The sequence below is a fragment of the Streptacidiphilus monticola genome, from assembly GCF_042658505.1.
GTDB classification, from domain to species: domain Bacteria; phylum Actinomycetota; class Actinomycetes; order Streptomycetales; family Streptomycetaceae; genus Streptacidiphilus; species Streptacidiphilus monticola.
In genome coordinates, this window is the sequence record NZ_JBHSQJ010000033.1 from 1 (window position 1) to 12,704 (window position 12,704).

The 12,704-nt window shown below is 75.2% G+C and carries 9 protein-coding genes; 8 read left to right on the forward strand and 1 reads right to left on the reverse strand.

Annotation, left to right across the window (positions count from 1 at the left end):
* The 8 genes from infB to ACFP3V_RS09350 all read left to right on the forward strand — a co-directional run.
* Positions 1–2,627: translation initiation factor IF-2 (gene infB / locus ACFP3V_RS09315; protein ID WP_380581827.1), on the forward strand; the 2,627-nt coding region annotated here is incomplete at its 5' end.
* A gap of 126 nt (positions 2,628–2,753) precedes the next feature.
* Positions 2,754–3,050 (forward strand): DUF503 domain-containing protein, encoded by a 297-nt coding sequence (locus tag ACFP3V_RS09320; RefSeq protein WP_380581829.1) that lies wholly within the window; start codon positions 2,754–2,756, stop codon positions 3,048–3,050.
* Between the two features lie 72 nt (positions 3,051–3,122).
* On the forward strand, positions 3,123–3,605 hold the full coding sequence (rbfA, locus tag ACFP3V_RS09325; RefSeq protein ID WP_380581831.1) for a 30S ribosome-binding factor RbfA: 483 nt from the start codon (positions 3,123–3,125) through the stop codon (positions 3,603–3,605).
* Positions 3,606–3,650: 45 nt separating this feature from the next.
* Positions 3,651–4,679: a DHH family phosphoesterase gene (locus ACFP3V_RS09330; protein ID WP_380581833.1), complete on the forward strand. Its 1,029-nt coding sequence runs from the start codon at positions 3,651–3,653 to the stop codon at positions 4,677–4,679.
* 15 nt (positions 4,680–4,694) lie between these two features.
* On the forward strand, positions 4,695–5,606 hold the full coding sequence (gene truB / locus ACFP3V_RS09335; RefSeq protein WP_380581835.1) for a tRNA pseudouridine(55) synthase TruB: 912 nt from the start codon (positions 4,695–4,697) through the stop codon (positions 5,604–5,606).
* Positions 5,607–6,038: 432 nt separating this feature from the next.
* The gene (locus ACFP3V_RS09340; protein WP_380581837.1) at positions 6,039–6,449 is read left to right on the forward strand and encodes a LysR substrate-binding domain-containing protein; all 411 of its coding nucleotides are present in this window, start codon (positions 6,039–6,041) and stop codon (positions 6,447–6,449) included.
* A 105-nt stretch (positions 6,450–6,554) separates the two neighbouring features.
* Entirely contained in the window at positions 6,555–9,392 is a 2,838-nt protein-coding gene (locus ACFP3V_RS09345; protein WP_380581839.1) for a serine protease, read from the forward strand.
* A 55-nt stretch (positions 9,393–9,447) separates the two neighbouring features.
* Complete coding sequence (locus ACFP3V_RS09350) at positions 9,448–10,389, forward strand: bifunctional riboflavin kinase/FAD synthetase (protein WP_380581841.1); 942 nt, start codon at positions 9,448–9,450, stop codon at positions 10,387–10,389.
* Between the two features lie 236 nt (positions 10,390–10,625).
* Here ACFP3V_RS09350 and ACFP3V_RS09355 read toward each other — a convergent pair whose 3' ends face one another.
* Entirely contained in the window at positions 10,626–12,443 is a 1,818-nt protein-coding gene (locus ACFP3V_RS09355) for a MinD/ParA family ATP-binding protein (RefSeq protein WP_380581843.1), read from the reverse strand.
* Between the last annotated feature and the right edge of the window lie 261 nt (positions 12,444–12,704).

The window sequence follows — 12,704 nt, forward strand, 5'->3', positions numbered from 1 at the left end:
CGCGTCCGGCGTCCCCCGGTGGGCGTCCGGCCGGTCCGCGTCCGGGCAACAACCCGTTCACGTCCAGCAACACCGGCATGGCCCGTCCGGCCGCGCCGCGCACGGCTGGCCAGGGCGGCGGCGCGCCGCGTCCCGGTGGCCCGCGTCCCGGTGGCGCGCAGGGCGGTGCCCCCCGTCCGGGTGGTCCGCGTCCGGCCGCGCCCGGTGCGCACCCCGGTGCCGGGCGGCCCGCCGCCGCGGGCGGTCCGGCCGGTCCCGGTGCGACCGGCGGTCTGCCGCGTCCCCAGGGCGGCCCCCGTCCCGGCCCGACGCCGGGCGGCATGCCCCGTCCGAACCCCGGCATGATGCCGCAGCGTCCGGGCCCGCGTCCCGGCCCCGGTGCCGGTCCGCGTCCGGGTCCGGGCGGTGCCCGTCCGGGCGGTCCCGGCGGTCGTCCCGGCTTCGCCGGTCGTCCGGCCGGTCCGGGCTCGCGTCCCGGCGGCGGCGGTGGCGGCTTCGGCGGCCCGCGTCCCGGTGGTGGCGGCGGTGGTGGCGGCTTCGGCGGCCCGCGTCCCGGTGGTGGCGGCGGTGGTGGCGGCTTCGGCGGCCCGCGTCCCGGTGGTGGCGGCGGTGGTGGCGGCTTCGGCGGCCCGCGTCCCGGTGGTGGCGGCGGCTTCGGCGGTCGTCCCGGTGGTGGCGGCGGTGGCCCGCGTGGCGGCACCCAGGGTGCCTTCGGCCGCGGCCCCGGCGGCCGTCCGGCCCGTGGCCGCAAGTCGAAGCGGGCGAAGCGCCAGGAGTACGAGGCCATGCAGGCCCCGTCCGTCGGCGGCGTCATGCTGCCGAAGGGCCACGGCGAGACCGTGCGCCTGTCCCGCGGCGCGTCGCTGACCGACTTCGCGGACAAGATCAACGCCAACCCGGCGGCCCTGGTCTCCGTGATGTTCAACCTCGGCGAGATGGTGACGGCCACCCAGTCCGTCTCCGACGACATCCTGCAGATGCTCGCCGACGAGATGGGCTTCACGCTGGAGATCGTCAGCCGTGAGGACGAGGACCGCGAGCTGCTCGAGTCCTTCGACATCGACTTCGGCGAGGACGAGGGCGGCGAGGACGACCTCGCGCCGCGTCCGCCGGTGGTGACCGTCATGGGTCACGTCGACCACGGTAAGACCCGCCTGCTGGACGCGATCCGGAAGACGAACGTCGTGGCCGGCGAGGCCGGTGGCATCACCCAGCACATCGGTGCCTACCAGGTCGTGGCGGACGTGAACGGCGAGGACCGTCCGATCACGTTCATCGACACCCCGGGTCACGAGGCGTTCACCGCCATGCGTGCCCGTGGTGCCAAGTCCACCGACATCGCGATCCTGGTGGTCGCGGCCAACGACGGCGTCATGCCGCAGACGGTCGAGGCGCTCAACCACGCCAAGGCCGCCGGCGTCCCGATCGTGGTCGCGGTCAACAAGATCGACGTCGAGGGCGCGGACCCGACCAAGGTCCGCGGTCAGCTGACGGAGTTCGGTCTGGTGGCCGAGGAGTACGGCGGCGACACCATGTTCGTCGACATCTCCGCCCGCCAGAACATCAACATCGACAAGCTGCTCGAGGCCGTCGTGCTCACCGCCGACGCCGCCCTCGACCTGCGCGCCAACCCGACCCAGGACGCGCAGGGCATCGCGATCGAGGCGCACCTGGACAAGGGCCGCGGCGCCATGGCGACCGTCCTGGTCCAGCGCGGCACCCTCCGCGTCGGCGACTCGATCGTCGTGGGCGACGCCTACGGCCGCGTCCGCGCGATGCTCGACGAGAACGGCAACAGCCTGCAGGAGGCGGGTCCGTCCCGTCCGGTGCTGCTGCTCGGTCTGACCTCGGTGCCCCGCGCCGGCGACAGCTTCATCGTCGTCGACGAGGACCGCACGGCCCGTCAGATCGCTGAGAAGCGCTCGGCCCGCGACCGCAACGCGATGTTCGCCCGCCGTCCGGTCCGCGTCTCGCTCGAGGACCTGGACAAGGCCATCGCCGCCGGCTCCATCCAGCAGCTCAACCTCATCATCAAGGGTGACGTCTCCGGTTCCGTGGAGGCCCTGGAGGACGCGCTGCTCAAGCTGGACGTCGGCGAGGAGGTCGAGCTCCGGGTGCTGCACCGCGGCGTCGGTGCGATCACCGAGTCCGACGTGGACCTGGCCATGGGCTCGGACGCCATCATCCTGGGCTTCAACGTCCGGGCCGAGGGCCGCGCCCGCACGGCGGCGGACCGCGAGGGCGTCGACATCCGCTACTACTCGGTCATCTACCAGGCGATCGAGGAGATCGAGGCGGCCCTCAAGGGCATGCTCAAGCCGGAGTACGAGGAGGTGCGCCTCGGCGCCGCGGAGATCCGCGAGATCTTCCGCTCCTCCAAGTTCGGCAACATCGCGGGTGTCCTCGTCCGCGAGGGCGTCATCCGCAGGAACGCGAAGGCCCGGGTCATCCGCGACGGCAAGGTCGTGGCGGACAACCTGAACATCGAGGGCCTGCGCCGCTTCAAGGACGACGCGACCGAGGTCCGCGAGGGCTTCGAGGCCGGTATCACCCTGGGGTCGTTCAACGACATCAAGGTGGAGGACGTCATCGAGACCTTCGAGCTGCGCGAGAAGCCGCGCGCCTGAAGCCGGTAACGGACCGGCCGGGGCCGGGCAGGGGAGAATTCCCCTCGCCCGGCCCCGGCCGTGCTCGCTACCGTGATCGCATCAACTGTTTCCCTAGGCCTCACAGGTCGGCGTGACCTGTCATCCATGTTCGTGGGAACACTCACCTTCGACCTGCTTCTCGGCGACGTCCACTCGCTCAAGGAGAAGCGCTCGATCGTGCGGCCCATCGTGGCCGAACTGCAGCGCAAGTACAGCGTCTGTGCCGCGGAGACGGGCAACCAGGACCTCCACCGCAGGGCCGAGATCGGCCTCGCGGTGGTGTCCGGCGAACCCTCCTTCGTCACGGAGATCCTGGACAGCTGCGAACGGCTGGTCTCGGGCAGGCCCGAGGTCCAGCTGCTGTCCGCGAGGCGGAGGCTTCGTGATGACGACGACGAGTAGGACAATCGGTTGGAGCGCCCCCGGGGCGCGGACGGGTACTGTGCGTTGGTGCCCACAGCACGAGGAGGACCAGTGACCGACACCGCGAGGGCGCGCAAGCTCGCAGACCGCATCCGCGTCGTCGTGGCGGAGACCCTGCAGCGGCGGATCAAGGACCCGCGGCTGGGCTTCGTCACCATCACCGACGCCCGGGTGACCGGTGACCTGCGCGAGGCCACCGTCTTCTACACCGTCCACGGCGACGAGACCGAGCGCGAGGCCAGCTCCGCGGCGCTGGAGAGCGCCAAGGGCATCCTCCGCTCCGAGGTGGGCCGGCAGACCGGCGTGCGCTTCACGCCCACGCTGACCTTCGTCCTGGACGCCATTCCGGACACCGCCCGGCACCTGGACGACCTGCTGGTCAAGGCCCGCGCCCAGGACGCGCAGGTGCGCAGCGCCGCCGTCGGCAAGGACTACGCCGGCGAGGCCGACCCGTACCGCAAGCCCGGCGAGTTCGACGAGGCCGACGAGAACGACGACACCGCGCTCGACGACGCCTCGGAAGAGGACGAGTAAGTGTCCGGCCGGCCGTCCGGAACGCAGGGGGCGTCCGCCGCATCCGTGGCGGACGCCCCCGTCCTGCCTGCGCCGCGCACCGAGGCCGACGCCTGGGAGCTGCTCGTCCGCGCCCTGCGCGCGGCCGGCTCCGTCGACCTCGTCGCGCATGTCGTGCCCGACGGCGACGCGCTCGGCTCCGCCCTGGCGGTGGGCCTGGCGCTGCGTTCGCTCGGCACCGAGGTCCGCGTCTCCTTCGGCGACGACCCGCAGGTGGTCCCGGCCTCGCTGGCCTTCCTCCCCGGCCAGGAGCTCATCGTCCCGGCCGCGGAGGTCCCCGAGCAGCCCGAGCTGATGGTCACCTTCGACGTGGCCGACCCGCGCCGCCTGGGCCTGCTCCAGCACAAGGCGGAGCACGCCCGGATGCTGGTGGTGATCGACCACCACGCCTCCAACACCGGCTTCGGCTCGCTGCGCATCATCGACCCGGCCGCCCCGGCGACCGCGGTCCTGGTGGACGAGCTGCTGCGCCGACTGGACGTCCCGCTCGACGCCGATCTGGCCGCCTGCCTCTACGCGGGCCTGGCCACCGACACCGGCTCCTTCAAGTACGCGGCCACCACCCCGGAGACGCACGAGCTCGCGGCCCGGCTGCTGGCCACCGGCATCCGGCACGACCTGATCAGCCGTCAGCTGTGGGACAGTCAGTCCTTCGGCTACCTCAAGGTGCTGGCCGCCGCGCTGGACCGGGCCGAACTCGAGCCGGCCGCGGCCGGCGGGCAGGGCCTGGTGTGGACCTGGGTGCCCTGGGCCGACCTCGCCGCGCACGCGGTCCCGCCCGAGGAGATCGAGGGCCTGATCGACGTCGTCCGCAAGGCCGCCGAGGCCGAGGTGGCCCTGGTGCTCAAGCAGGACCCGGACGGCAGCCTGCGCGGCTCCTGCCGCGCCAAGGGCGGCGTGGACGTCGCCCGCGTCTGCGCCCGCCTGGGCGGAGGCGGCCACAGCTACGCGGCGGGCTTCTCGTCCCGCGCGGGTGTGGCCGAGACGGTGGCCGCCTTCCGGGCGGCGCTCACCGACAACGACCAACCGGACTGAGGACAGAGCGAGTTCGTGAAGCGCAAAGGCACCGGGCCGGACGGCCTGGTCATCGTCGACAAGCCTGCCGGGATCACCTCCCACACCGTCGTCTCACGGATCCGCCGCCTCGCCGGCACCCGTAAGGTCGGCCACGCCGGAACGCTGGACCCGATGGCGACCGGCGTCCTGGTCATCGGCTGCGAGAAGGCGACCCGCCTGCTCGGCCACCTCGCGCTGACCTCCAAGACCTACGAGGCGACGATCCGCCTCGGCCAGGCCACGGTCACCGACGACGCCGAGGGCGAGGTCACGGCCGCCACCGACGCGGCAGGCGTGGCGGCGGACGCCGTCGCGGCCGGGATCGCGGCGCTGACCGGGGACATCCGGCAGGTGCCGTCGAAGGTCTCCGCCATCAAGATCGACGGCAGGCGCTCGTACGCGCTGGTGCGCGGTGGCGAGGACGTCGAGCTGGCGGCGCGGCCGGTGACGGTCTCGCGCTTCGACCTGCTCGCCCGGCGGGACGCGGTGGCGGAGGACGGCACGAAGGTGGTGGACCTGGACGTCGTCGTCGACTGCTCGTCCGGGACCTACATCCGCGCCCTGGCCCGCGACCTCGGCGCGGCGCTGGGCGTCGGCGGCCACCTGACCGCGCTGCGGCGGACCCGGGTCGGCGCCTACGGTCTGGACGTGGCGCGGACCCTGGAGCAGTTGGAGGAGGACTTCGCGCCCGCCGTCCTGCCGCTGCCTGACGCTGCCTCAGCCGCCTTCCCCCGGTGGGACGTGACCGACGAGCAGGCCCGGCTGATCGCCAACGGCGTGCGCATCGCCGCCCCGGAGCTGCCCGCCGACGCTCCCACGGCCGTCTTCGCCCCCGACGGGACGTTCGTCGCGCTGGTCGAACCGAAGGCCGGCAAGGCGAAGTCGCTGGCCGTCTTCGTGCCCTGAGGTCCCGTCCCTCCCCGGGACGGCTCCCGCCGGTAGGAGAGGAACGCGACGCGGCCGGCGCGCGGGTGTCCCCGCGAAGCGCGGATGCCCGCGCCCCAGGGCGACCGGGCTGCCCTTCAGAACCAGCTCGGCGATCCCGGTGCGGAGGGCGACGGCCGGCTCGCCGCGGCCGACCAGTCAGCTCGCGTTCCAGCCGGATCCCGTTCCCCGCCAGGGACTTGGGCGTGCGCATGGCCGCGACCGCGGTTGATGGCCACCACCGCGACGGCCGGGTCCGAGCTCTCGGCGCGGGCCGGGAGAAGGCGTGGTGCCGCAGGCACGGACCGGCGGTGGTGACGCCGGCGTCCACCCCGATCCGGCAGGAGCGGCGCACTTCAACGGCGGTGTCGAGGCGCGTCCCGGGCGGCGGAGTCTCGGCAAGGCGGTGTTGCGGTGACGGGCACCTGCGCGTTGTGTCAACGCCACGGTGCGGGGCTTCACCGGGGTCCTGCGCGTTGGCTACTCGACCCCTGGTGCGCCGACCTCGTCCACCAGGCCGCCGAGGTCGTCCGGAGCCGGAACGGCGGCTGCGCCGTCCAGGTGCGGGAGATCCAGTTCGACGACCCGTGCGGACACCTGCGCCAGGGCGAACTCGACCTCCAGGTCAGCGAGGTGCCCGTCGTGGAGCCGGGCATCGCCGTCGGACCGGTCCTGCTGTGCGAGCCCCGCGCGCTGATGCTGCCTGCCGGGCACCCGCTCGCCCGGCGCGACAGCGTGACGCTGCAGGACCTCGCCGAGGTGCCGCTGATCCAGCCCGGCGGCCCGCCCGCCAAACGTCTCTCACCCTCCCGGGCGAGCGCGTGAAGCACGCGGGCGGTGCGAAGGGGCGTAGGCGAACTGTCCTCCGCGCGCCCTGGGCAGGGTCTCCGCGACGGGCGGGGCGGGCCTGCCCGGGAAGGCGGGACCGCGGTGCTGGTGGAGATCTGCGACCTCACCGGTCGGGTGCTGGGTCTCGCCTTCGCCGTGGACCACGCCGGAACGCTGCTCACCGCCTACGAGGTCGTGGACGGGCAGGAGGAGTTCCTGCTGCGCCCGCAGAGCCGGGAGCCGGCGGATGCCGTGCGCGTCGGCTCCGACCGGGTGACCGGGCTGCCCGAGGAGGGGCTGGCCCTGGTCCGGGGCGAGCTGCTGGTTCCGCCGCTGCCGTTGCTGGTCGTCGGCGCGCAGCCGGGGCCGCTGCGGCTGCTGGACCTGCCGGGCTTCGTCGCCGGGACGGTCTCCGCCCGCTACGCGGGCGACGAGCGTTTCCACAGCCTCACCAGTGTCTGGCAGTTGACGGTCGATCAGGTGCCGTACGGGCTTCCGCTCGGCGTCGCCGGGGCTCCCGTGCTGGACGCGGCCTCGGGTGCCGTCGTCGCCGTCGCCACCGTGGCGCTGCGCTGCCGCCGCCGTGGCGCGGTGCTCGCGGTGCCGCTGCGGGAGAGCGCCGGCCTGGCCGACGTGCTCGCCCGCAGCGCCGCCTCCGTCCCGGCCTACGGTCCCGCGCTCAACCTCGCCGGGGTGCTGCAGTTGACGTCCCGTCGGCTGCCGCTCGCCGCCGTCGCCGAGCGGGTGCCGCGCGAGGACGTCGACTGGGGCGGCCTGGACCACCCGCTCACGGTGCTCGTCGGGCCCGGCGGCAGCGGGCGCACCACCGAACTCGCCGCCCTCGCCGTGGGCCGGGCCCAGGCCGTCTGGCGGGAGCCGACGCTCTGGCTGCGCGGCAGCGACCTGTCCCCCCGCGACGCCACCGTGCTCGACGCCGCCGAGCGGCTGCTGCCCGACGTCCGGGCCGCCGCCCGCGTCGCCGCACAGGCCCGGCGGCCGCTGCTGCTCGCCCTCGACGCCCCCGAGGAGATGCCGCCCGCCCTCGCCGCCCGCGCGGGCGCCTGGCTGGCCGACAGCGCGGCGCAGCTGCGGGAGTCAGGCATCCGGTGGGCCCTCGGCTGCGGGCCCGAGTTCTGGGAGCAGGCCGGGAGCGGACTCGACGCCCGCGTCGTCCCGCTCGGTCCGCTGCCCCCCGCCACCGCGGCCGCGCTGGGGCAGCGCTGGGCCGTGCCCGCCCGCACCGATCCGCTGACCACCCGGCTGCTGGGGGAGCTGCGAGCCGCCCAACCAGCATTGCGGCTAAGGGAGCTGACGGGCCGGGAGATCCTGTCCGGCTGGTTCGACCTGCTCTGCCTGCGCACCGCCGAAGCCCTCGGCGGCGGACGCCGCATCCTCGCCTCCACCGCCGGCCGGGCCCACGAGGCGGCGCGGCGCATGCTCGGCCCCGAAGGGGCGCTCGCCCCGGCCGACTTCGCGTTCCTCTTCCCGGGCCGCTGGGGCGCGGCCGCCCTCGCAGCGGGGCTGCTCGTCCCCAGCGGCACCGGCTACCGCTTCCCGCACACCCCGCTCGCCGACTGGCTCCAGGCCCAGCACCTCCACCTTCCCGCCGCCCTCGCCCTGCTGCTCGACCCGCCCGCCGGACCGCCTCCGGTCCGCGGGCGCGGCGCACACCGGCGCGGCGGTCCGCGGGTGCACCGGCTGCCGCCGCCCCGCCCGGCCCCGGACGGCCCGCGGCCGACGGTGCCGCGCTGGCGGATCGGACCGGTCGTGCAGGCGCTGCTCGGCGTCGGAGAGGAGGAACCCGCCGTGCTGGACGACTGGTTGGACTGGATCGCCCGCCAGGACGGCTCCGGCTGGTGGACCGAGCGGCTGCTCACCGGCGTGCTGCGGCAGGTCCCCGACCTCCGCGCGCACCGTGCGCTGCTGCTCCGCCTGGCCGCCCGCGACCAGCTGCCCCGGCCGCTCTGGGACCTCGACCCCGAGCTGGAGTTCGAGCTGCTCGGCGAGGTGCTGGCGGCGGGCCGCGCCGAGGCCGCCACGGTCGCCGCCGACCGGCTCCGGGCCCGCCCCGCTCCCGGCTACGCGGCCCTCTGCCGCTGGCTCCCGGACGAGCGCCTCTCCGGCCACGCCGCCGAGCTGCTGCTGGCCACCCGCCAGGTGGACGTGGACGCCCTCGCCGAGGCCCTGGTCGCCGCCGCCCACCCGCACGCCGACGGCGTGCTGCGGCTGCTCGCCCGGCTCGAACCCGCCGCCTGCTGCCGTGCCGTGGACCGCTGGGCGCACGACCCGCGCCGCGAACGCCACGTCGCCGCCGCCGTGCTGGCCCCGCAGATCCGGCCGGAGACCCCGCCCGACCGGGCCCTGTTGCGCTTCGCCGCGGCCGCCCTGCTCGCGCGCCCCGACGAGGAGACGCTGCACGGCGCCGCCCTCGCCGTCCTGGTCCGCGACCCGGAGACCAGGCCCCGCGCCCTGCGCGACGCCCTCGGCCGCTACCTCGCCGGCGACCCCCTGCTGCCGGCCGCCGCCCTCGCGCCCGCGCTCGACAGCGACCCGGCCGCGGTGCTCGCGGTCTTCGCGCGGCGGCTGGGCCGGCCGGGGGAGGAGGCGGCGATCCTGCGCGTCCTCGGCGAGACCCCCGCGCCCCGCGCCCGCAGGGCCGCCGGTCTGCTGGTGGCGGCACATCTGACGGCCCGTCCGGAATCCGCGCCGCTGGTCGCGGGCTGGGCCGCGGCCCGGCTGCGCCACGGCCCCGGCGAACGGGAGCAACTGCTCGGCCTCGTGCGCGACGTCGCGGCCGGAGGGTCCGAGGCCGTGCGGCAGTCCTTCCTCGCCGTGCTGCGCGCCTGCCCCGGGCCCCTGTGTGACGAACTGCTCGCCGTCCTCGCCCCGGTGGGCGCCGATCCGATGCAGGACGAGCCACGGGTGCATGGCAAGGTATAGGGGTACGGACACACCCCACGAGCTGGTACGAGCGAGTCGAGCGAGGAGCGGACAGGTGCAGCGCTGGCGTGGCCTGGAGGAGGTCCCCGGGGACTGGGGGCGCAGCGTCGTCACCATCGGCTCCTTCGACGGAGTGCACCGGGGCCACCAGCTGATCATCGGCCGGGCGGTGGAGGCCGCCGCGGAGCTCGGCGCGCGGTCCGTCGTCGTCACCTTCGACCCGCACCCCAGCGAGGTCGTCCGCCCCGGCAGCCACCCGCCGCTGCTCGCCCCGCACCACCGCCGCGCGGACCTGATGGAGCAGCTGGGCGTGGACGCCGTCCTGGTGCTGCCGTTCACTGCGGCGTTCAGCCAGCTGTCCCCGGAGGACTTCGTCCGCCTGGTCCTGGTCGAGGGCCTGCACGCAGCAGCGGTCGTCGAGGGCCCCAACTTCCGCTTCGGACACCGTGCGGCGGGCAACGTCGAGTTGCTGGCCCAGCTCGGCGAGCGCTACGGCTTCTCGGTGGACGTGTGCGACCTCAAGCTCTCCGGCCAGGCGGGCGGAGGAGAGCCCTTCTCCTCGACCCTGGCCCGCCGCCTCGTCGCCTCCGGCGACGTCGCGGGCGCGGCGGAGGTGCTGGGCCGCCCCCACCAGGTCGAGGGCGTCGTCGTGCGCGGCGCGCAGCGCGGCCGCGAGCTGGGCTACCCGACGGCCAACGTCGACACCCTGCCCCACACCGCCGTCCCGGCGGACGGCGTCTACGCCGGGTACCTGACGGTCGGTCAGGAGCGCATGCCCGCAGCGATCTCGGTGGGCACGAACCCCCAGTTCGACGGCAAGGTGCGCACGGTGGAGGCCTACGCCATCGACCGCGTGGGCCTGGACCTGTACGGCCTGCACGTGGCGGTGGACTTCGTCGCGTTCCTGCGCGGGATGGAGAAGTTCGACACCCTGGACGCCCTGCTGGACCGCATGGCCGTGGACGTCAAGCAGGCCCGCGAACTGACGGAGATGTAGTCCCCGTCAGGGGCGCGAGGAACTGCGCGGGCAACACACCACCCGGGGAGGTCCGACCCGTTGATCGGGGTCGGACCTCTCTCAGTGGTGGGCTGGTCGCGCAGTTCCTCGCGCCCCTGACGGGGAGNACACACCACCCGGGGAGGTCCGACCCGTTGATCGGGGTCGGACCTCTCTCAGTGGTGGGCTGGTCGCGCAGTTCCTCGCGCCCCTGACGGCTACGCCGCCTGACGGGGCTACTGGCCCCAGGTGGAGCGGGGGTCCACAGGGGGCTGGGGCTGCTGCGGAGCCTGCTGGCCCTGCGGAGCGACCTGCTGCCAGTGGATGGGCTGCGGCTGCGTCCGCGGGAAGTCCGCGGCCACCATCGCCGCCAGCTCGAAGTACGCCTCGCGCGTCTTCGGCTTCATCCGGGCCAGGTCCACCTCCGCGCCCGCGGACAGGTGCTCGTCGAAGGGCACCACGACCACCCCGCGGCAGCGGGTCTGGAAGTGGGCCACGATGTCGTCCACCTTGATCATCTTCGATGTCTCGCGGACACCCGAGATCACCGTGATGCTCCGCTGCACCAGATCCGCGTAGCCGTGCGCGGTCAGCCAGTCGAGCGTCGTGCTGGCGCTGCTCGCGCCGTCCACGCTGGGCGTGGCGACGATGATCAGCTGGTCCGCGAGGTCCAGCACCCCGCGCATCGCGCTGTAGAGCAGACCCGTGCCCGAGTCGGTGAGGATGATCGGGTACTGGCGGCCCAGGAAGTCGATGACCCGGCGGTAGTCCTCGTCGTTGAAGGTCGTCGAGACGGCGGGGTCGACGTCGTTGGCCACGATCTCCAGGCCGCTCGGGGCCTGCGAGGTGAACCGGCGCACGTCCATGTAGCTGTGCAGGTACGGCAGCGCCTGCACCAGGTCGCGGATGGTCGCCCCGGTCTCGCGCCGCACGCGGCGGCCCAGGGTGCCCGCGTCCGGGTTGGCGTCGATGGCGATGACCTTGTCCTGCCGTTCGGACGCCAGGGTCGCGCCGAGCGCCGTCGTCGTGGTGGTCTTGCCGACACCGCCCTTGAGGCTGATGACCGCGATCCGGTAGCAGCTGACCACCGGCGTGCGCAGCACCGCGAGCTTGCGCTGGCGCTCCTCCTCGGCGGCGCGCCCGCCCAGCCGGAACCTGCCGCCGCCCGAACGGCGGTCGGAGGGCTGCGGGTTGTTGCGCAGCAGGCGGTCCGAGGACAGCTCCACCGCGGCGGTGTAGCCGAGCGGCGCGCCCTGCGCCATGGGCGCCGCACCGGGCGGCGGGGCCCACCCCTGGCGCGGGTCCGGTGCGTACGCCGGGGGCGGGTAGGCCGCCTCCGGGGGCGCGGCGGCAGGCGGCTGGGCCGGGGCGTAGGGCTGCTGGGGCGCGGGCTGCTGCGGCGGATACCCGTAGGGCTGCGGGTATCCGTAGCCGTATGGCGGTTGCGGGTGCGGTTGCGCCTGCGGGTCCGGGTAACCCTGCGCGGGTGGCGGGGGGTAGACGCCGGCCGGCGGCTGGTACGCCTGCGGAGCCGGAGGAGGAACCGCCCCCGGCCACGGCGGCGGATACGCGCCGGGCGGAGGAACAGGTGACGCTCCGTCAGGGGCCGGGGCGGGGTAGCCCTCGCCCGGCGCCGGGACGCCGGTTGCTCCCTCCGCCTCGGCCACGGGGTGGGCGTCGTCAGGTGCGGCGTCGGGGTTCGCGTCCGATGCCTGGGGCGCGGTGTGCGGCTCGGACGTCTCGTCGCTGTGCGGGGCGTGGTCGTCCTGGCCCGAAGGCAGGCTCGCGGCGGCTGCTGCCGGAGGGGAGGACGGTGTGGCGTTCTCGTCGCCGTCGGCGTCGTCGGGCGCCGCGTCGTGGTCCCGGTCCGTCGCCCGGAATTCGGCGCTGTCCGCCGGCCCGCCCGGCTCGGAGGCCCCGGCGGCTCCGCCCGCGCCCTGCGCGGCGGGTGACGGGGCGTCAGGGGAGGCGCCGGAGACGGAGGGCGCGCCCGGGCCGGAGGCCGGAGCCGACGGGGTGTCGGCACGGGGGCCGCCGAACGACGCCTCGCCCACGGCAGGTCCGTCGCCGGGGGCGCCGAACGGCGGCACCCCCTGCGGAGCGGTTGACCGGGTGTCGGCAGTGGGCCCGCGGAAGGCGGGCACATCGGGCCCAGAGACCGGCGGCGCGTCGGCGCCGGGGGCGCCGGGGGCGCCGAACGGCGGCACGCCTGGGGCGGTTGACGGGGTGTCAGTGGTGGCCCCGCGGAAGGCGGGCATGCCCGGCCCAGGGGCCGGCGGCGTGGGCGACGGCGCGTCGGCGCCGAACGGCGCCCC

Excerpts from the sequence above, each read along its gene's own strand:
- ACFP3V_RS09320 (WP_380581829.1), top strand. The coding sequence starts at position 2,754 with ATGTTCGTGGGAACACTCACCTTCGACCTGCTTCTCGGCGACGTCCAC.